Origin of the sequence: Bradyrhizobium sp. 153 (assembly GCF_023073835.1) — a bacterium.
GTDB lineage: Bacteria > Pseudomonadota > Alphaproteobacteria > Rhizobiales > Xanthobacteraceae > Bradyrhizobium.
Window position 1 is genome coordinate 1 of record NZ_JADPKH010000088.1, and the last position, 18,619, is coordinate 18,619.

Annotated in this window: 14 protein-coding genes and 3 pseudogenes; 9 read left to right on the top strand and 8 right to left on the bottom strand. The window is 58.8% G+C overall.

The genetic code is table 11. From position 1 onward, the window contains the following. Window positions 1-96: 96 nt before the first annotated feature. Window positions 97-800, bottom strand: a pseudogene (locus IVA91_RS23945) (EAL domain-containing protein); the annotation flags it as partial. Between the two features lie 571 nt (window positions 801-1,371). Here IVA91_RS23945 and IVA91_RS23950 point away from each other — a divergent pair. Next, entirely contained in the window at window positions 1,372-1,545 is a 174-nt protein-coding gene (locus tag IVA91_RS23950) for a hypothetical protein (protein WP_247459285.1), read from the top strand. Between the two features lie 370 nt (window positions 1,546-1,915). Continuing rightward, window positions 1,916-3,487: an MFS transporter gene (locus IVA91_RS23955; RefSeq protein ID WP_247459302.1), complete on the top strand. Its 1,572-nt coding sequence runs from the start codon at window positions 1,916-1,918 to the stop codon at window positions 3,485-3,487. A gap of 221 nt (window positions 3,488-3,708) precedes the next feature. On the opposite strand, the gene IVA91_RS23960 is transcribed toward IVA91_RS23955, so the two are convergent. Further along, the gene (locus IVA91_RS23960) at window positions 3,709-3,942 is read right to left on the bottom strand and encodes a DUF3551 domain-containing protein (RefSeq protein WP_247459287.1); all 234 of its coding nucleotides are present in this window, start codon (window positions 3,940-3,942) and stop codon (window positions 3,709-3,711) included. 1,410 nt (window positions 3,943-5,352) lie between these two features. Here IVA91_RS23960 and IVA91_RS23965 point away from each other — a divergent pair. Then, complete coding sequence (locus tag IVA91_RS23965; RefSeq protein WP_247459289.1) at window positions 5,353-5,835, top strand: MarR family transcriptional regulator; 483 nt, start codon at window positions 5,353-5,355, stop codon at window positions 5,833-5,835. A gap of 208 nt (window positions 5,836-6,043) precedes the next feature. On the opposite strand, the gene IVA91_RS23970 is transcribed toward IVA91_RS23965, so the two are convergent. After that, window positions 6,044-7,066, bottom strand: a complete 1,023-nt coding sequence (locus IVA91_RS23970; protein ID WP_247459291.1) for a dienelactone hydrolase family protein — start codon at window positions 7,064-7,066, stop codon at window positions 6,044-6,046. A gap of 1,304 nt (window positions 7,067-8,370) precedes the next feature. Between IVA91_RS23970 and IVA91_RS23975 the strand changes: the two genes are divergently transcribed. Further along, on the top strand, window positions 8,371-9,318 hold the full coding sequence (locus IVA91_RS23975) for a transposase family protein (RefSeq protein WP_247459293.1): 948 nt from the start codon (window positions 8,371-8,373) through the stop codon (window positions 9,316-9,318). A gap of 113 nt (window positions 9,319-9,431) precedes the next feature. Continuing rightward, window positions 9,432-9,557: a hypothetical protein gene (locus IVA91_RS36870; RefSeq protein WP_256466416.1), complete on the top strand. Its 126-nt coding sequence runs from the start codon at window positions 9,432-9,434 to the stop codon at window positions 9,555-9,557. Window positions 9,558-9,580: 23 nt separating this feature from the next. On the opposite strand, the gene IVA91_RS36965 is transcribed toward IVA91_RS36870, so the two are convergent. The 3 genes from IVA91_RS36965 to IVA91_RS23985 form a co-directional block, all read right to left on the bottom strand. Next, entirely contained in the window at window positions 9,581-10,102 is a 522-nt protein-coding gene (locus IVA91_RS36965) for an ATP-binding protein (protein WP_346015523.1), read from the bottom strand. A gap of 37 nt (window positions 10,103-10,139) precedes the next feature. Beyond that, the gene (locus IVA91_RS36970) at window positions 10,140-10,454 is read right to left on the bottom strand and encodes a hypothetical protein (RefSeq protein WP_275996697.1); all 315 of its coding nucleotides are present in this window, start codon (window positions 10,452-10,454) and stop codon (window positions 10,140-10,142) included. 318 nt (window positions 10,455-10,772) lie between these two features. Beyond that, the gene (locus IVA91_RS23985) at window positions 10,773-11,156 is read right to left on the bottom strand and encodes a hypothetical protein (RefSeq protein ID WP_247459295.1); all 384 of its coding nucleotides are present in this window, start codon (window positions 11,154-11,156) and stop codon (window positions 10,773-10,775) included. A gap of 237 nt (window positions 11,157-11,393) precedes the next feature. Here IVA91_RS23985 and IVA91_RS23990 point away from each other — a divergent pair. Next, window positions 11,394-11,907, top strand: a pseudogene (locus tag IVA91_RS23990) (IS66 family transposase zinc-finger binding domain-containing protein); the annotation flags it as partial. Window positions 11,908-12,449: 542 nt separating this feature from the next. Here the strand turns inward: IVA91_RS23990 and IVA91_RS23995 are convergent. Beyond that, on the bottom strand, window positions 12,450-12,719 hold the full coding sequence (locus IVA91_RS23995; protein WP_346015524.1) for a helix-turn-helix transcriptional regulator: 270 nt from the start codon (window positions 12,717-12,719) through the stop codon (window positions 12,450-12,452). Between the two features lie 486 nt (window positions 12,720-13,205). Here IVA91_RS23995 and IVA91_RS24000 point away from each other — a divergent pair. Further along, window positions 13,206-14,011 (top strand): annotated as a pseudogene (locus tag IVA91_RS24000) (isocitrate lyase/phosphoenolpyruvate mutase family protein). Window positions 14,012-14,141: 130 nt separating this feature from the next. Then, window positions 14,142-14,420 carry a hypothetical protein gene (locus IVA91_RS24005; protein ID WP_247459297.1) on the top strand — a complete coding sequence of 93 codons (279 nt, stop codon included), beginning with the start codon at window positions 14,142-14,144 and terminating at the stop codon, window positions 14,418-14,420. 139 nt (window positions 14,421-14,559) lie between these two features. Here the strand turns inward: IVA91_RS24005 and IVA91_RS24010 are convergent, their stop codons facing one another. Continuing rightward, window positions 14,560-16,998 (bottom strand): CoA transferase, encoded by a 2,439-nt coding sequence (locus IVA91_RS24010; protein WP_247459299.1) that lies wholly within the window; start codon window positions 16,996-16,998, stop codon window positions 14,560-14,562. 611 nt (window positions 16,999-17,609) lie between these two features. On the opposite strand from IVA91_RS24010, the gene IVA91_RS24015 reads away from it, so the two are divergent. After that, a complete protein-coding gene (locus IVA91_RS24015) occupies window positions 17,610-18,350 on the top strand; it encodes a GntR family transcriptional regulator (protein ID WP_247459300.1) in 741 nt (246 codons plus the stop codon). Window positions 18,351-18,619: the final 269 nt, after the last annotated feature.

The following is an 18,619-nucleotide window of genomic DNA, read 5'->3' on the forward strand; positions in this document are numbered from 1 at the left end:
GCGCCGCAATCGGCCACGCACTCGATGCCTTCACCGCCGACGAATGCGCCAATTACCTCAAAAATTCAGGCTATCGAACTTAATGCCATCACGCTTTAGATCGACCGCGCTCTGCTGTTCCAAGAGATAATGCCAGTCCTGCAGGGCACGCTCGATCACGAACTCGGACAAGTCGCAGAAATATGGATCGCGCCCCTCCGAATGAAATGGGCAGGGCGCACCACGCCCCAGGTCGGGTGTCGCAGGCGCACCTTCGCCTCGGCACCCCGGCGAACCAGCGAGCGAGCGTCGATTTTCGACTGATACCACAGCTCGAGCCAACCCCCATGCAGGGCCTCGCCGACATGCACCGCCGGGACCGGGTCCGCGGGCAGCAGCATTTTCACGCGCTCGCCGAGGGTGTCCGCGGCAAAGGGCGTGGTCAGCGGCGGCAACATCCCAAGCCCATATTCTTCACCAACCTGCTGCACTGCCTTCACGATAATCGAATCTCGCGCGCCGACAGCGAGAACCTTGCCCTCGAAGGCCTCGCGCACCAAAACTTCCAAGAATTGGCCAGGCTCGACGCGATCGGCGGCAATGCCAAGCAGGACAAGCTCCGGCAGATCGGGTGTCAGGTTCGCTTGCAGCTCGCTTGCACTGCTGCATTCGCTGGTGACGAAGCCGAGATCGGCGAGCACTTCACTCGTGAAAGCGCGCAAATGGCGCTTGCTGTCCACCACGCATACGCGCGGCGTCATCTTCCGCCGTCCGAAAGTCTTCAGCCTCGATCCGGCACTCTCACCAATTACATTGTCCATTGTAAACAACTCCCCATTTCGCGGCGCTGTCTCGACGGCGCGCTGGGCCGAAATATGGAGAGCTTCAGCACGATTGTTGAATAGTCCAGGTAACCTTAAAGCGGCCATTATTCGTAAAATCGTCTGGAATGACTTAGGAAAATATTTAGGCTTCCCCATCCCGCGCGCTCGCACCGGTCATCTTGCGTGGCGAAGAGGGCCCTTGAGCAGACACTGCTGCATGCATTCTGGGGGCCTGCGAGGAATGCCGGCCCGAATACCACGCTCACCCGCGGTTTCGTCTGGCATCCGACCTCAACATCGACAAGCAATGGGTTGTGTCCCGCGGCTTGCTGCGAGATCAAAAAGGCGAAGGGATGCGAATACGGTGAGATGCGGCTGCGGGGTCCGAACGACGTCTCCGACAGCAACATGGAGGGAGGTCCCAGCATCTGCTTCAGGCAAAAGCTGATCGAAAAGGCCGCCGCACGGGTTCGCCAGCAGTGTTCCGTTTGTTTGCAGTGGAAACCATTCTGTCCGGTTGAGAGCATAAGTCCGTCGCATTCGCGACGTCACCTCGTTCGACAAGAAGATGTTTACCGACGCCGTGGCAGCTTTTGTCACGCTCGAGGCGGAGAGGCGTGGCGACGAGGCAGGCGATCATGGCCGAAGCGTCTCGATTGCGCGCGCAGCGAGCGGCGAACTGCTCGAACGTGGCACGCCAGTCTGGCCGTCGCAGCGGATCAAGGCGCAACTTGCTCAGTGAAGTCCCGCCGCTGACATTGGCCGGCTCGACCCAATCTGCCGCGGCCCAGGCGCAAGACCGGAGCAGGCTACGACAAATGGTGACTGACTTGCTTGGCGATCGCGCAGTAATTCGGCGGAGTAAAGGGATTCGTCGCTGAAATTCTGCTGCGAATAAGCGGTAGTCTAGAGGCGAAATTGGAATCAGCCGGGCCTCGAACGACAGGCCTGGAGAAGGCCGACTGTTCGTGCGCCCAGATCCCTCTCTTCGTTCGCTGAACCATCCGGATTCGGTGTCGATTGAGCCGACAGGTCGGCCAACAGAGGAACGCGAAAAGCCGCCAAGTCCGCACGCGTCGGCGAGGCCGCTCCGGCCCGCCAACGCCGATAACATCACCGCTCCACTGCGACACCGAACGTTCCGCCGGATCTGGGTTGCGAGCCTGGTCTCCAATCTGGGCAGCCTGATACAGGGGGTGGGAGTCGCATGGGCGATGACCGAAATGTCATCGTCGGCGGACAAAGTGGCGCTCGTTCAGACTGCCCTCGGACTGCCGGTGATGCTGATCGCGATTCCCGCCGGCGCCATAGCGGACCTGCATGACAGACGCATCGTGGCATTGTCTTCGCTCGGCATTGCTCTGACGGCCACGACCACGTTGACCGCGCTGGCCTGGTTGGGACTGCTCACGCCGGACTTATTGCTCGCACTGTGTTTTGCTGCGGGATGCGGCACCGCGATGCTGGGACCGGCATGGCAGGCGGCGGTCAGCGAACAGGTGCCACCCCATGCAGTGCCTGCCGCCGTTGCGCTCAATGGAATCAGCTACAACATCGCCCGAAGCGTAGGCCCGGCGATCGGGGGCATCATTGTCGCCACGGCAGGTACCGTTGCAGCATTTGCTCTTAACGCGCTATCTTTTTTGCCCCTCATTGGCGCGCTCTATCTGTGGAAGCGCGCCGCTGAGCGGTCACGCCTGCCGCCGGAACGGCTCGGTCCGGCCATCATTCTGGGCGTCCGCTATATCGCGAACTCTCCCTTGATCACGATCGTGCTGGTTCGCACGGTCGTTATGGGCTTGATCAGTGGCGTGATACTCGCGCTCCTGCCCCTGGTGGCCCGCGATCTCCTGCTGGGTAGCGCACCAACATACGGCCTGTTGCTGGGAGCCTTTGGCCTCGGAGCCGTCATCGGGGCCGCCAATATCGCTTTGCTACGCAAACAGCTGAGCAGTGAAGCTGCCATGCGATGCTGCGCCCTTGCCATGGCCGCGGGCATTGCGGTGATTGCGGTCAGTCGCAACCCGCTGCTCTCTGCATTGGGTTTGGCCGTAGGCGGCGCCGGCTGGACCCTGTCCTGGACGCTCCTGAACATTGGCGTACAACTTTCCGCACCGCGGTGGGTCGCAGCGCGATCTCTTGCCGCCTATCAGGCTGCAGCGTCCGGTGGGCTCGCGCTTGGCAGCTGGGGATGGGGCCACTTGGCCGACACCAGCGGTGTCGAAACCACCCTGCTGATCGCGGCGGGCTTGATGCTCGCATCACCACTGATTGGTCTTCGTCTGCGAATGCCCCCTGTAGCGGTACGCGTCGAAGAAGGAAGCCTGCTGGAAGATCCGGCGGTCCGAATGCCCGTCGTGGGACGCGACGGACCCATCGTTATCGAAATCGAATATAAGCTGATGGAGCCGAATTCCCGTGGGTTTCGGGAGATGATGCAAGATCTCAAACTCGTCCGGCAGCGTAACGGCGCCTATGCCTGGTCGGTTGCGCGCGACATGGCCGACCCGGAAAAGTGGATCGAACGCTATCAATTCCACACATGGCACGACTACCTGCGGCAGCGCAGCCGTCCCACGCAGGTCGAGCGGGCGCTGGAAGCCCGTATCATAAAGGCATTTCACGCGGGGCCAGGCAAGGTGCGTGTACGCCGCACGGTCGAGTGCGGCCGCGATAAAAGCTAACTAAAGCGCAGCCGCGGTCACGCAGGCGGTCGGGAACGGCACAGCTGGCTCGAAGACGCACCCTGCCAATCTGAGTGCACGCGATGCGTCGTCAGCAGCTCTGCACTTGCTGGCCGCTCGCGGCACCCGGTCGAGCTGCCCGGCAGACAGCGTAGAACGACGGATCGATAACTGCTCGTCGGCTAGACGTCAGCGCATTGCCCTCATTGCCGCTCGAACGCCTAGGTGGGATTGAAGCCGCAATATGCGTTGGCATCTGATGCGGTGGCCGTGCACCGTTCATAGGCTGAGAACTGGTAATTACCTGGGTATCCGCAGGCGCGTCCTTGCAGGCAATAAGGGTCCTGCCGAGCCTGAGAGACGTAGGAGTGCCGTTGCGAAGCGGCAATCGAAGGCGATGTAAGGCCGACGTAGATGAGGCTGGTCAATACTCTGCAAAAAACTGGGGTGCGCATCGGACTCTGCTCTGTTTGAGTCTTGCCATAACTACTCCCCTCTCGACCTCTCGATCCTGATCAATATCAAACGCTTCGGTGACCATCTCGACGCACAATCTGATCCAGCATGAGTTCTGGCGCTCAAACTAGCGCTGAGCCTCCAGAGGCCGCTCGCCCGACTTTCCTTCGTGGCCTTTATCAGCTCATCTCTGGCGACGTGACAAGGCCTGTTTACTGCAACAGAATGTCCTGGAATTCCAACGCCACCCCTGCGGCTGCTGAATTTGGATAGAGCTGGTGGCGACGCGTCGCCACCGACGACGAGATCGCAATCGCACCTTGGGTTTGGCTTCCAAGCGCGAGCTGGCGAGGCACCGCAATGCCAACTGTAGGCGCGGGCCGATCTCCGCAAAACCAGCCTTCTACAAGGTCAAGCCAGGATTGCGCCGTGCCAATCCGAGCTAGCTCCAGCCTTTCACCATGCCTCGCTCCGCAGCAGCCTCAATGAGGCGCATTGCACGCTGGACGATCGCTGCTCTGACACAACGCGGAGCTTGGTAATTGTGGCGTAGGTTCCCCGCACAAAATTAATCACGCTTTCCGACATCTTGATAATGTCGACAGGGGCGATCACCGGTGAACGCTAAAAGGCCACGGATTCTTCATGGCGAGGAGTTCAGCAGCAAGCTCGGTATCAGGTGCGGCCTGCACCTACCCGCCTCCAAGCTCAGCAAGCTGCGCAACAGTTATCTGGGTCACCGTTGTGGCATTCTTGGGTGACACTTCTCGCGTGGCCATCATGTGTGGCCCTCCTCCAAGCTCCAGTGAGGTAGCAGCCAATCCAGCCGCCGCGTCAGTCCAAAAAAAGTGAGCAACGTTCATTCGCGATACGGATAGCACGCAATCTTGAAGATGACATGACGTCTCGGTTCATACCATCCGGCGCAGGTCACGTCCGGGTGTTATTTCTGCAGACTAAAGGCACGGTTGAGAACCAATGATCACAGCACGAGCCATCGCTGATCGCGGCAGACGCCGATAGCATCAAACGCCGCGGTTTCGGCTTCCATCATTAGAGCATCCCTACGATCGGCCCTCGCGGGCATGACGCAAGCATCATGTACGGCCAGTGAACCGTCACGCTGTTGCGGGGCCATTTCCTGAATGATGTCATCTGGCGATCTCGTTAGGCGAAGAAGATTATCATCGCCAGCACGTGGACGCATGTAGATTTGTGAATTCGCTGAGGTCGAGCTGCATGGCTGCGACCTTTTGCACGAGCTAAGTCAATTGTAACCCTCAATTGTTTTTGAAGGCCGCTGTACTGGTAATTGCTTTGTCAGGTCACATAAAACAGATACGGACATATCCTTCAATTGGGCGTCAGCTGCGCACCCACAAGACAAGTTGAATCGCCGGGAAGATGACATGCAAGTCAAAGAGAAAATCGACACAGCCATTAGTGAATTGATGTGGAACATCGTCGAGCTGCACTCGCAGTTCGAAGAGATACAGAAGAGCTGGGCTCAGCTTCTCGGCATCACGGAACCGCAGTGGTTCATCTTGATGACCATGAGTGAACTCGACGATGGTCGAGGCATCTCGAGCACCGCGGTCGCCAACAAGTCGCGAATTCACCCAGCCTATGTCAGCGCTCAGACAAAGCATCTCGAAAAGCTCGGATTCCTGACACGCGAAACAACTACCGATGAGGCAGGATCCTTGCGCGTCGCACTGACCGAGGGTGCCAAGGCCAAAATCCGAAAACTGTCGGCAAAGAGACAGGCCCTCAGCTCCACGATGCTGGATGGTTTCGATGAGGAGGCAGTTCGCCATCTCAACAAGCGGCTCAATCTGCTTGCCAGGAACAGCCGACTGGTGTCGCAAAAGCTGAGTATTGGCATTCTATAGGGGTGCAGGCAACGTCGTGCCTTGCTGAATACAAGGCAGGGGCGCTCCCAGCATCAAGCCTTGTGGCATCGCAGCTGCAGCGCTTGGAACATGATCAAGAAAAAGGCGTCCTGAGGCGTGGCGTGTTTGAAGCTTCAGTGTGGATTAGCGGAGAGCACCAAGCTGTTCCACCGCCGCATCGTGAAGAAGAGCAATCAGACCGGCGAAATCATCGCAGCCTTTGCTCCAACCAGCCGAAGATTCGATCATCGCAGATTACGAAATTGTCGATCTCTCCAGCATCAGTCATGGTGCTGGGCGAAATGATTAACTGCACATCCATCCTTCCGGCCGCGCAGGCATTTTGTAGCTCGATAGCCTCGGATGCGCTGGCGATACCACGTCCGCCTGCCACCACCAGAACCGGGCACTTCAACTGTCGCAGCAATCGCAAGCGGCGCGCTGCTATCAAGTCGTCGTTCGGCGTATTTGGAACTCCGGAGACCCATTCAACGGCAGCCATCGTCCGAGCCCAACTCCACAGCCCACCATCGCAGACGGCGGCGGCAACGCGGCTATCAGACACTGCGAGATCGGTCGCCAAGGCTGCCCCCATCGTATCGCCGTACACACCGATGCGCGTGACATCGACGTCATCGCGCGTCGATAGGTAGTCCAGGCAGCACGACAATATTTCGCTGGAATGGCCCCTTCGGTTGTCGGAAACATCATCGTATGTGACCGCAAGAACAGACATTCCTCGATGAGCTGCGGCGGGTAATAGCCTTCCCAGCAATTTTGTCGACGTCTCGTCTTCGGCGCTTATGCAGATGATTGCCGGTGCTCTTGAATAACCGTCAGCAGGCAGGTAGTGAGCTTCTATCGCGGACTGATCGTAGCACTCGATTTGGACACGCTCGATCCGCTGCTTCAACGACCCGAACGTCTCAATTGCACTTCCAATCTTGCTCGAGACATCCTCGCCGAGTACAGCTTGTTCTCCGGCAAGCCGCTTGGCGATCTCAAAGGCTGTTAGCGCGCATAGCCATGCCTTCGCTGCCTCATCAATTTTTCCTTCCCTTCGCTTTGCATCGCCTAACACACCATGGGCGTCTCCGATCTCGATCCACCTGCTGAACCACTCCGTCCCACCAGTGGTGCGGCTGCCATCCAAAGTCTCCAAGAACGCTGCGGCGCTGCGCCGCGTCGATGCAAGATCGTTCCTCAGCCGAGGCCATGTAGCGCGGTCCATCCAGATCGCCCTTGATACGGATCTTCCCTAGATGGCCTAGTTGAGCATACCAGCTAAGTACCACGTATTGTGCGGATACTATCGGTCGGCGAGGGCGATACGCTCTCGTTTGAGCCCTCGTAATGCTTAAATTCGGCGGGCAATCGCGAGAACGCGCCGCTTTTGTGCATCGCGCAGGCTTGCGGCGCGAGGGGTAGCTAGCGAGCTGGAAGCCGCGCATAGGCCCGCAGGCCCGACCGGGCATGCGTCAACGGCCCCTCAACGCAAAATAGCGGCCGACGAGAGCGTGAGCAAAGCGAACGAAGGGGCTCGCGGGACCGAGTGTAGCGACGAGAGCGGTTCAACAGCGTCCCCCGAGATCAGGGCAGTGATGGCGATCGGCGAAACGTGACCCTTTCCCGAGTGGCCCCCGCGAGGGAACTGTCCATCTCCTTGCGCGGGGAAGCGAAGCCGCACGGCGGCCGAGGCCTGACGCATGATTGCCGAACGCTCGGGCAGGATTTGGCGCGAGCGATATGCTTTGCAAGCGACCTTTCTGGCAATGTGTTAAGGATGTCGAACGCAGCAAAAATTCTCTCACATTCGAGGGCAGCGTGAACTATCTTCGAGGCGGGCGCGAACGCCGCCTCCTCCTGCGCGCAAGTCGCAGATCTCGCCACGGACGGCCGGCGTTAAGCGGGAGGTGAAAGCGCGAGAAACCTCAAGCAGAACAGATGGCCAGCTGCGAGAAGACACAACTAATAGTCGGATTTTGAACAGAATTTTCTGCTCGCCCGAGAGACGAACGCATCTTTCCTGTGCAATGAGCGCTGGTAGCGCAGAAATTACGATCGCATGGAGCGGTACTTGACTCGCTCGAGAGCGAATAACCCCACCGCTTTCTCTGAGTAGGACGCGCCGCGCTTGGCACCTTCTGCAGCAATTGTCGGGCGACGTGGAAAATTGACCCCGCATTGCCTCATCAAGAATGTTACCGGAGAACTGACCGTCAGGATTGGGGCGGCGATATCGAATCGGATCGGTGTCGCCGATGGCAGGACGGATCAGCATGGGTGCGCGGCGCGAGATCACCTTGGCAGTGGTAGACCGCTATCGATCTGTTGGGCGGGCAGATAAGGGGCGCATTCTCGACGAACTTTGCGCGGTGATGGGCTGGCATCGCAAGCACGCGATTCGGGCGCTTGCCAGCTATGTCGCGATTTCGCCGGAGGCCCGGCGGCAGCGAAGGCCGACCTATGGCAGGGATGCGCTGGTGGCTCTGTGGGAGGCTTCGGGATCGGATCTGCGGCAAGCGGCTCAAGGTAATGATTCCCACGTTGCTGCCTTCGCTGGAGCAGCATGGCCGGCTCAAGCTCGACCAGGCCGATCGAGCGCTGGTGCTCGGCGTCGGCCCAGCCACGAATGATCGCCTCCTGGTCGAGACCAAAATTGTCGCGGCCGGCGGTAAGCGCCGGCGGGTCGGCTTTTATTCGGCGATACGGCGTGAAGTGCCGATCCGGACGTTCAACGACTGGCACGACCCGCCACCGGGGTTCTGCGAGGTCGACATGGTAGCTCATGGCGGCACCTCTGTAGCTGGCTCGTTCATTCAAACGTTGATGATGGTCGACGTCGCGACTGGTTGGACCGAATGCATGCCGCTGGTGACGCGCGAGAGCGGCCTCGTCGAGCGGGCCATGGAGCGCGCACAGAACCTGTTTCCCTGGCTCATTCGCGGCGCCGACTTCGACAACGACAGCGCGTTTATGAACGATGTCGTCGTGCCCTGGTGTCGGACGCAAAAGATCGAGGTGACACGCTCGCGCGCCTACAAGAAGAATGATCAGGCTTTCGTCGAGCAGAAGAATGGCGCGGTCGTCCGGCGACTAGTGGGATGCCGTCGCTTCGATGGCGTCGAGGACACGCGTGCTGGAACGTTTGTATGCTGCATCTCGGCTGCACACCAACTTCTTCCAGCCATCCTTCAAGCTGAAGGACAAGCGACGCGAGGGAGCGAAAGTGATCAAGCGTTATCATGTTCCAGCCACGCCCTAGAGCGCGCACTGGCGGATCCGAAGTTGAGCAAAGGCGTCATCCAGCGCCTCGGCTATTTGCTCGTAAGCGACAAAGAGACCCCATCCGGCGGACTGGCTGAGCGACCGGCTATCGGCTGCTCAGTTGTGAGCCGAAGTGAGTTTCTATGTCTGCGCCTAGTTTCTGAAACTAGAGCCTCCCAGACTATGGCGGTTAAGCCGCCGGAGATTGTTGGGTAAAAGCACTGCGGCGAAGTGAATCGATGGCCTGAAAGGACGAGAGAACCGGAGCAAAATGTGCTCTGGTCGGGTCAACGACGCCGCCCGATCTCGACCTCCCGAATGACGTAGAGATGCTGAAGGCCATGGTGCTTGCCATGGCCGAGAAGGCGGCCCGTGTCGATGCTCTGGCGAGCGAGATCGACGATCTCAAGGTGCGCATTCCAGCGATGGTGATCAGCGTTTCCAGGCGATGGTGATCATGGATTCCAGACGATGGTGATCACTTGCGGAGGCGAACACGACCGACGGATTTATGTGTGCTGGAAATGGTCTCCTGGTCAAGGCAGGCAGGAGGGTTTGGAGATCGTCCCAGCGGTCCATGGGAGGGCCCCGTGCGCGGCGCGGAGTGCCCCACGAGCGACGCAGCGGCGCGCGCGGGAGGGACCTGTGGGCCGGGGGGGCGATCGGGCGCGCGGTGGTCACGCTTGTGTCCTATCGCCGGCCCGACGACGCAGGCTGTCGCCTTTGCGCTCGTGATGCGGTCCAATATCGCGTCACCGAGCGTAGGATCGGCAATCACGTCATGCCATTGCGACACGGGAACCTGACGTGTGATCAACAATGATCCCTTGTCGTAGCGATCATCGACGATCTCGAGCAGATCACGGCACTGGTCGGCAGTGAGCGGTTCGGGTCCACAACCGTCAAGGACCAGGAGATTGACGCGCTCCAGCGCGGCGATCAGGCGAGCGGGACGGCCTTCGCCGCGCGCCTGGGCGAGATCGGCGAACAGGCGGGACACGCGTTTGTAGAGGACGGAGAAGCCGTCGCGGCATGCTTTAATGCCAAGCGCGCAAGGCAAGCCAGGACTTGCCGGTGCCGGTTGGGCCGACAATGACCAGGTGGGTTGGCATCACGGATCCATTGGCTGGTGGCGAGGGTCTGAAACAGCGAACGGTCGAGACCGCGAGCGGTGCGATAGTCGACGTTCTCGATGGTGGCGGCCTGGCGGAGCTTGGCTTGGTCAGGCGCCGCATGAGGCGACGGTTGTCGCGCGCGGTGACCTCGCGATCGACGAGGAGGCCCAGCCAATCGGGGTGCGGCATCTCGGCGGCCTCGGGATTGTTTTGCAGTTCGATGAGGGTATCGGCCATGGCAGTGAGGTCGAGAGCGCGTAGGCGTTCGACGGTCGGATGAATGAGCACGATGATCTCCTGATCAGTTGTAGTAGCTGCGGCCGCGGATGTTGGCGTGGAAGAGGATGGGCGCCTCCTCGGTGGGAGGAGCGGTTCTGTCGGTGCCGTTCTTGAGGATGGCGACCACCGATTTGTAGGAACGGGCGTTGAGCAGGAGGGCACGGGCGCAGCCAGCGTCGACGCGTTCCTGGCCATAGCGCTTGACCAGCCCGAGGATGCCGATGGCGGAGCGGAAGCCCTGTTCCGGATGCGGCGGCCACCGCAGGATGACGCCGATCAGGGTGTCGGCGTCGGGGCCGACTTTGGCGGCTTCGGAACGAATGCGCTCATGGGTCCAGTCGCGGTAGCGGCGATGGAGCTCGGCATATGCTCGGGGATCGTCGTCGGACGATGAGGCAAGGTGCTGCGCAGATGCGACGCCACTCGCTTGCCGCGGGGGAAAATCTCGACGGTCTTTTGGGTGATACGAGTCTCGACCTCCTGATGCACGAGGTTGTGAGGAACGTTCCAGTAATGCTTGGCGATCCCGGCGCTGGCGCGGCGGGCTCGGTTTACGTACTTACTGACCGTGCCCTGGGCCAGGCCGAGGCTGCGGGCAACGGCGCGCTGGGACATGCCGACGCTATGGTGCAGGCGTAGAACTTCGCGAATGTGGCGCATGGACAGTCTCTCTGTCGGCATCTCGACCCTCTGCTGTTGGGCAAAAGACCAAGCTACCCGGGTTGCAGACTGTCAGTGGTGAGCGCCTCGCTGTCCCCGATCACGACCCGCTGGAAATAGCGATCACGATCCCCTGGAATTGGCGATCACGATCCGCTGGAAACGGTGATCACGATGCTCTGGAATGAGTGATCACGATGGCCTGGAATTGGTGATCACGATCGTCTGGAACGCGCACTCAAGGCCCGCAACGCTGATGCCGATGCACGCATCGAGCGGCTGACTCAGATCCTAAAGGCCTTCGACCGCGCCCGGTTCGGCCGACGATCGGAAAAGCTTGGCTCTACGAATGGCGACGATGAACAGCAGGCCTTTGTCTTCGAGGAGATCGAGACCGGCATCGCTGCGATCAAGGCTCAGGTCAGCAAGGGACGTGCGCAGGCGGGGGCAAGCGTGCACCGCGCCGGCGCAAGGGCTTTGCGCCCCATCTGGAACGGATCGAAACGGTCATTGAGCCGGAAGAGCTGGCCGTGCATGCCGGTAAGCAGAAGGTGCTGATCGGCGAGGATGTGTCGGAGCGTCTGGATGTGGTGCCGGCGAAGTTCGGGGTCATCGTCACGCGCCGTCCCAAGTATGCCTTCAAGAACGCGGACGGCGTGATCCAGGCGCCGGCCCCGGCCCTATCATCGAAGGAGGCGTTCCGACGGAAGCGCTTCTGGCCCAGATCGCCGTCGCCAAATATGCCGACGGTTCACGGGACAGCTGAATGCACGGAACACAGCGCCCAATTGTCCAAAAACACAAGCACCGCATTGTCGGCCTGCGAAGAGCGCCCGCTAGGCTGGGAACGGTTCGTGAGAGTCACCTGAACTTGGTTAAAAGTGCAAGCCCTGGCATTCCAGCAACGTCTACCAGCACGCGCTTGGAAGTGGGACTGCTGACGGTCATTGCCGTCCAACGCTGTGCAAGCCGCTTTTGGCTGGCCATGACTTCGGGACGTCTGCCGCTCCGATCACTGGACTTCAACCGGTGACTTCTAAAAGACCGGTACGCGCGCAACAGGGAACAGCATCCGGCTCACCATCTAGCTCTTCAAGAGCGTATTACGGCGGCGGCGCCACGCGGGCTCGCTCATCAGCGTTGGACCTCACCATTGCGATGGGCGACGACATGGAAGCACGCGATGTTCACCGTACCAGCGCCTTTTTCATCAATATACATTTGCTAGCGTGGAATGCTTCAAGTTTCGCCACAGCTATCCATAGTCTTATTAGACTCACCGCGAGCCGCGGCCTAAATAAGGCCCAGCTGTCGCGCTTTGACGACGGCCTGGGTCCGGGTGCTCGTTTCGAGCTTTCGCATCGCATTCTTGATATGAAAGTTGACGGTGTTATAGCTGACGTTCAGGATGACCCCGATCGCCCAAGATGACTTCCCGTTCTCGACCCATCGCAAACACTGTACTTCCCGCTCCGATAGCACAAGCACTTTCTCATGGACATCCGACATGACCTTCACCTGGGCTTGAGAGAATACGAACGGCATCAGCAAATGCCATACCATTCACTCGCCCCAGGCAAACTCTCGCCGAATCAGAGCAAGTTCCTCGCGAGGCTGCCATCTCAAGCGGGCCATATCGAGGAGCTCTCGCCATCTGTCGTAAACGCAACAACAGCATTACGACAATGGTAGGCTCAATGTGTACGTCAAATTCTGTGTGAAGCGGATATCACCCCTTCACCGCTTTCCTCGCGCTAGAGAGCGCGATCAACGCTCGTGACCTAGAACGACTCGATTTCACGTCAATACGTGGCAATTATGCAAGCCCTTCACGTCGAGATAAGCTACCAAAGCTGGTCATTGATCGCTCTCAACACACAAGGATATGAACAGCGACTTTGAGCCAATCGAAGCTCGGCTTTTCAGGATTTGTGCATGCAGTATCAACCACAAGCCCATCGGCTCGCCGCAGGCCATCAAGCCACGCGGCGATCGCCTGTCGAAGAGCTTCGCGCCGAGATCTGCTCGAATGGTGAGCTCTCGTTTCTGATGGAGGCGCATGATGGCCTTTCGGCTCGAATCGCCGAGCGATCTGGCTTCAAGGGGCTCTGGGCGTCCGGTTTGTCGATTGCCAGCTCGCTCGGCTTTCGCGATGCCAACGAAGCGTCATGAAGCCAGCTCGTCGAGAGCGTCAAACGCATTGTGGATTCGACTGAGCTGCCAGTGCTCGTTGACGGGGATGGCGGCTTCGGCAGTTCAACAATCCGCGCCTTCTCGCTCGCAAGCTTCGTCAGGCTGGAGCGGCGGGCGTCTGCCTTGAGGACAGCTGCTTTCCGAAGCTGAACTCCCTCATTGGAGAGCGGCATCCGCTCGCCGATATCGATGAGTTCTCCGGTCGTCTGCGGGCTGTAAAGGATGTCGTTGGCGACACTCTTATTCTCCCGCCAGGATCGAAGCGCTCCGCCGGGCACGGACTGAACGAAGCTATCGTTCGGGCCCACGCTTATGCCGACGTGGGGCCGATGCTATCCAGATTCACTCGCGGAAAAGTAGCGCGGACGAGGTGCTTTCGTTCGCCACCGCGTGGGAGAACCGGCTTCCTGTCGTGATTGTTCCGACGGCATACTACCGAACGCCAGTTTCCGCTTATCGATGTGCGCACATCTCCACGGTCGTTTGGGCCAATCACCCCATGCGAGCTGCAGCAGCTGCAATGCGCAGTGTCTGCGATGCTATCGCAGCCCAAGAGAGCGTTGCGAGCATTGAAGCTCATATCGCACCGCTCACTGAGATATTCGAACTTGAGATATGATGGACTGGTCGCGTCGGAGAAGCGATATCTGCAACCTCGATAGACTGGGACAGCAGGGCTGTCACCTAAAGTTTGCTTTCTTCAAGACCTATCCAATGCGCCCCTCGCCTCTCATCGGCTCTGCTGCGGTCTCACTCAAACGGCTGCGACGTAAACGTTCTAAGCATGGCAGAATGAGCGATTATGACATAATGCTCCTCGACTTTTGCTCGTCCAGAGTGCCGCCGACTTTCGTGCTCTCTGACATCGGTTGTGGTCCAGAAGCCATCGTCGAGCCGTCGCGCGAGAACTTCGAAATCTTCGAAGATCCCCGGTCAGTCCCAAGACGCGACACTCGCGAGTGGGCGGCTGCGCTTTCCCGTGAGCTGAAAGTGGAGATTGCGAATTTGCACCGAACGGTGAACGGTGTCGATCCGGATAAGGTGCTCCGCTGCCAGGCTCACGGCTCCTGATGCAGCCCAGCAAACCGCTATTGTGACTGGGTCACGCGATTGGTCGCATCCGGAATTGGGGAGTCAACGCGGCTCGGCGCAGGTCGTCATCCCACCAAGACCAGTGCCTTTGCATTTAGACAGGAGGGCGCATTCTCAATCATGAGTTTGCCACGCTTCTATCTTTGCTTGTGAGTTCCTCGTCGGAAAGCATCTTCGCCCCGATAATGCCAGCCGCTTCTAACGCGACGATCTCCGCCTCGGAAATCCCAAGAAGACCTGATAGAATCTCGTTGTTATGCTGTCCGAGCGTAGGTGCAGCTGTGCGGATCGGATAGGGTGTCTCTCCCTCCCGAATTGGCATCGAAGGCTGCGGATGCGGGCCTATGAACTCACGATCAATTTCCTGCAGAAATGCGCGTGACTTGAGATGCCGATCGTCGAGCAACTCAATTGGCAGGCGCGCGACCCCAGAAGCCACTTTTGCACCTTGCAACTCGGACATAGCCTGATCCGCCTCGCGGACTAATGCCCATTGCGCGAGTTCAGTCTCGATAGTGTCCTCCAGGGCCCGACGACTTTCTGCCGCTCTCAGCGATAGGTCCTCTGCCCAGTCAGGCCGGCCAATTAGAAGAGCAAGTCGCTGCCACATGCTCGGATCTGTCGCTGCTACCACGATCCAGCTGTCCTCACCTGCACATTGGAAACATCCGTGTGGGACAAATTGCGGGTGTCGATTGCCGTAACGTTCGGCGGGGGTACCGGTTGACTGGACCGTAATCCAAGGCGCGGCAAAAGGTATCATGCACTCGATTTGTCCCAAGTCAATGAACTGCCCCCTCCCCGATTTGCGAGCGTGAATCAGGGCAATCAGAACTGCGGCGCAACCATTTAGACCGCCGACCGGATCTCCAAAGGCGGGGTGAGTCATCGTGGGCAACCCGTCGGGAGGACCGATCACGCCAGGCAAGCCTGATCCCTGCTCGAGAGTTGACCCGTAGGCTCGGCAGTCGCGGTGGACGCTGTCAGCACCGAAGGCCGTCATTGATATCACCACGAGACGAGGATTCAGCGTCTGAAGCACTTCGTACCCAAGGCCGAGGTTCACCATCACGTCGACTGAGTAGTTACTGACGACAACATCGGCTCCCACCAACAGCCTTTTGGCAAGATCCAATCCTTGAGGCCGCTTCAGGTCGAGCGTAACACCACGCTTGTTGCGATTCATGACGCAAAATCGCGCTGTCTTCTCGTACATTTGCTCACGAACATAATCAGGCCGTCGGTCAAAGCCACGCCACCAGTCCGGATATTGGACGGCCTCGATTTTGATAACATCGGCGCCGAGATCAGCTAACGTGCGGGTACACAAAGGGCCAGCCCAACCCATTGAGAAGTCGACGACCCGGATTGTGCGCAAGGGAAGGTCACTGATACCGGCGGAGCCAGAGGAGCCAGATACATTCCCGATCACGAAATTGGCAAAAGCCTGCTGCTCACCAATACCCGGAACCTTTCCCCCTCTGCGCGGCGGGGTTTGCGTGAGCCGCTGCATCGAGCCGGCCGTCAGCGCTCTTTCGCTGCCAAGCACAACGGGTACCACTGCGCCTCGAGCTCTCTTCTCAGAGTCATAGAGAATATCTGGTATTGTGGGCACCGGCACGAGTGGGATCTTTCGTTTTAGCCCCTCTTCAAACCATTCCTCGGCCGTACGCGCCTTCAGTCTCGGTATGAATTGACCTTCGATCGCTTCCGCGTATTGGAGGCGGTCTTCGCCAAGACTGAGTGCCGCCTCATCACGCAAGGCTGGCAGCTCAAGCATATCGCAGAAAGACCGCCATTGGGCCGGAGTACCTGTCGTAACGCCGAGCCAACCTTTCTTGGTTTCGTAAATGCCGACCGGAAAGTGCGGCCAGAAACGATTGACGCCGACGCGCCGCGTCAGTTCAGCGCGTCCCATAGACTCTGACATGAGAAATTCACTAACCGCCAGCGTGGCTTCGTGGATGCTGAGGGACCACGACCGACCCGTCCCGTACTGCATTCGCGCGATTTCCGAGGAGGCAACCGCGATGAAGCCCCATAGTCCGGCGAGGATACCCGTCTGAAAATCCGGCGCATGCAACGGGGGCCCCTTGACCGACCCAACCAACCTTATGAGCCCCGCGAGCGCGCGAACGGTGGAATCGGTTGCTGCAAACCCGGCATAAGGCCCCTTGCCCCCAAACCAGCTCGCAGTGAGGTATATCAGTTCGGGACGTCGGTTGCGAATAGCAGGGACGTCGATTGGCGGGCAATCTGCGTGATCAACGTCCCGCCCATCAATCACAATATCGGAATGTTCGATCATTTCCGCCAAACGATCTAATGCGTCTTTGTCTTTCGGATCGATGATCCTGCTGGACTTATTGACGTTCAGAAAGCCAAACCACGCGCTTTGGCCACCACGCGTGAGCGGCTCGCTCCGGCGAAGTGGATCGCCGGATGGCGGCTCGACCTTCTGAACATAAGCGCCGAAATCGGCAAACAAGCGTGCGCAATAGCTCGAGGCAGCTGAGCTTCCAATCTCGACGACTCTCAGATGCGATAATATCTCCATGGAGGACTCCGGCTACATTAAAAGTGAAGATTGCAACTCCGACACAAGCGCCCCTGAGCGACGCAGTCCCTGACTCGGCCGAGGGCCAACCGGCGCTCGGTTGCTCACGGCTTCCGATCGACCGCCAGCAACAAACGTGCCGGTTCCCTTCATAGGGACGCTCTACAGGTGCTTTGAGCTCGATCTCGCCGTCTCAGCCGCTGGCATCAAATGCCTTTGGTCTGGGCTCTGATCAGTCGTCCGGGCAACCACGCTTGTACTCGTCCCGATGTCGTCGTGTTAAGCAATCCTTTGCCAAGGACTTTAAGGACAATCATCGACGCCGGCGTTCATCTGAATGACGTGCTTTCGGGAGAGTTATAGCGTTGCAATATCGCGCCATAGGTTGGCAAGGCAGCGTGTTGCAAGTCCTACACAATGTCGCAAACGAATCTCATTCACGTGCTGCACAGCCGCCAAGTGTCCCGCGATAAGACGGCACGATTCTTGCGAGTGACAACGGGTCTACCAGAGGGCGACAACCGTCAGGCCGTTCATGCGATTGTTTCGTTTGATCCGATCTAGCCCACATTGCTGAGCAGGCCTTAGATCGTTTCAAACGGGAAGTTCTCATGCAAGAGTCGCGCTCCATGCCGCCTGGATCCATTGAGCTTTACGCGCAACGTACGTCCGCCAGGGAGGCACTGCGTCCAATTGATCGCCATTTCCGTCTCGGCGAGCTCGCATACATTTCCTTGAAGGAAGCACTTGTGCGCGGCCAGTTCCGGGCGGGCCAGAAGCTGACTGTCCGCGGGATCGCTGAAGGTCTCAGGATTAGCACCTCACCGGCCCGAGATGCGATTATGCGATTGATCGAAGAGGGAGCACTCGCAAATGCTGGACCCAAGACGATTGTTGTGCCAGCCCTGACTCTAGCCACGCTGGACGAGGTCACATCAATTCGGTTGGCGCTTGAGCCACTCGCCGCGTCCATTGCTACGGAGCGTATCGCTGGCGACACGGTTGAACGTCTAAAGAGACTGAACTCGCAAATATTCAACGAGACCAACCATTGTGCCATGCTAATGGCAGACAAGGCCTTCCATTTCTGCGTATACGAAGGTGCACAAATGCCGCGAATGGCAGCAATGATAGAATCGCTTTGGATGCGAATCGCGCCCTCGTTGAACGAACTTAGCGCTACTTTCGCAGATCAACAGTCGGGTGCGGCCAATCATATGCAAGCAATCATTGGCCTTCAAGACCGCGATAAAGCGCTCGTCCAGGCTGCAATAGATAAGGACATACGAGACGGATACCAACAGTTGGTGGGGCGGCTTAAACAGCTGCGCGGCCGCCACCGGAGAGCTTAAAGGAGTTGAAGAGAGTGTTCTTTAAGAGTTGCGAGGAACGACAACCATTGTCCTTAGAAAGCTACTGTCTCCGCTTCATGCTCCAACGCTCTCTCGTTTGATTTAGATCGAGGCTGAGTTCGCTGTTACACCACGGCTGGCCGGAGGCTGGTGAGTCATTTCGAAGGATGGTACGCATCCGGCGGGCGCCGTCTTGTCTGACACGCTGTAATTCGCCAAGCGTGTGACCTTAAATTTAGCTTCAAGGTCATCAGGCGATGCGGGTCGAG

Bases quoted from the DNA above. Each gene is read 5' to 3' on its own strand.
- IVA91_RS23950 (WP_247459285.1), top strand. From the start codon at position 1,372: ATGTTTACCGACGCCGTGGCAGCTTTTGTCACGCTCGAGGCGGAGAGG.
- IVA91_RS23960 (WP_247459287.1), bottom strand. From the start codon at position 3,942: ATGCGCACCCCAGTTTTTTGCAGAGTATTGACCAGCCTCATCTACGTC.
- IVA91_RS23965 (WP_247459289.1), top strand. From the start codon at position 5,353: ATGCAAGTCAAAGAGAAAATCGACACAGCCATTAGTGAATTGATGTGG.
- IVA91_RS23970 (WP_247459291.1), bottom strand. From the start codon at position 7,066: ATGGACCGCGCTACATGGCCTCGGCTGAGGAACGATCTTGCATCGACG.
- IVA91_RS23975 (WP_247459293.1), top strand. From the start codon at position 8,371: ATGATTCCCACGTTGCTGCCTTCGCTGGAGCAGCATGGCCGGCTCAAG.
- IVA91_RS36870 (WP_256466416.1), top strand. From the start codon at position 9,432: ATGCTGAAGGCCATGGTGCTTGCCATGGCCGAGAAGGCGGCCCGTGTC.
- IVA91_RS36970 (WP_275996697.1), bottom strand. From the start codon at position 10,454: ATGGCCGATACCCTCATCGAACTGCAAAACAATCCCGAGGCCGCCGAG.
- IVA91_RS23985 (WP_247459295.1), bottom strand. From the start codon at position 11,156: ATGCGCCACATTCGCGAAGTTCTACGCCTGCACCATAGCGTCGGCATG.
- IVA91_RS23995 (WP_346015524.1), bottom strand. From the start codon at position 12,719: ATGGTATGGCATTTGCTGATGCCGTTCGTATTCTCTCAAGCCCAGGTG.
- IVA91_RS24005 (WP_247459297.1), top strand. From the start codon at position 14,142: ATGAGCGATTATGACATAATGCTCCTCGACTTTTGCTCGTCCAGAGTG.
- IVA91_RS24010 (WP_247459299.1), bottom strand. From the start codon at position 16,998: ATGGAGATATTATCGCATCTGAGAGTCGTCGAGATTGGAAGCTCAGCT.
- IVA91_RS24015 (WP_247459300.1), top strand. From the start codon at position 17,610: ATGCAAGAGTCGCGCTCCATGCCGCCTGGATCCATTGAGCTTTACGCG.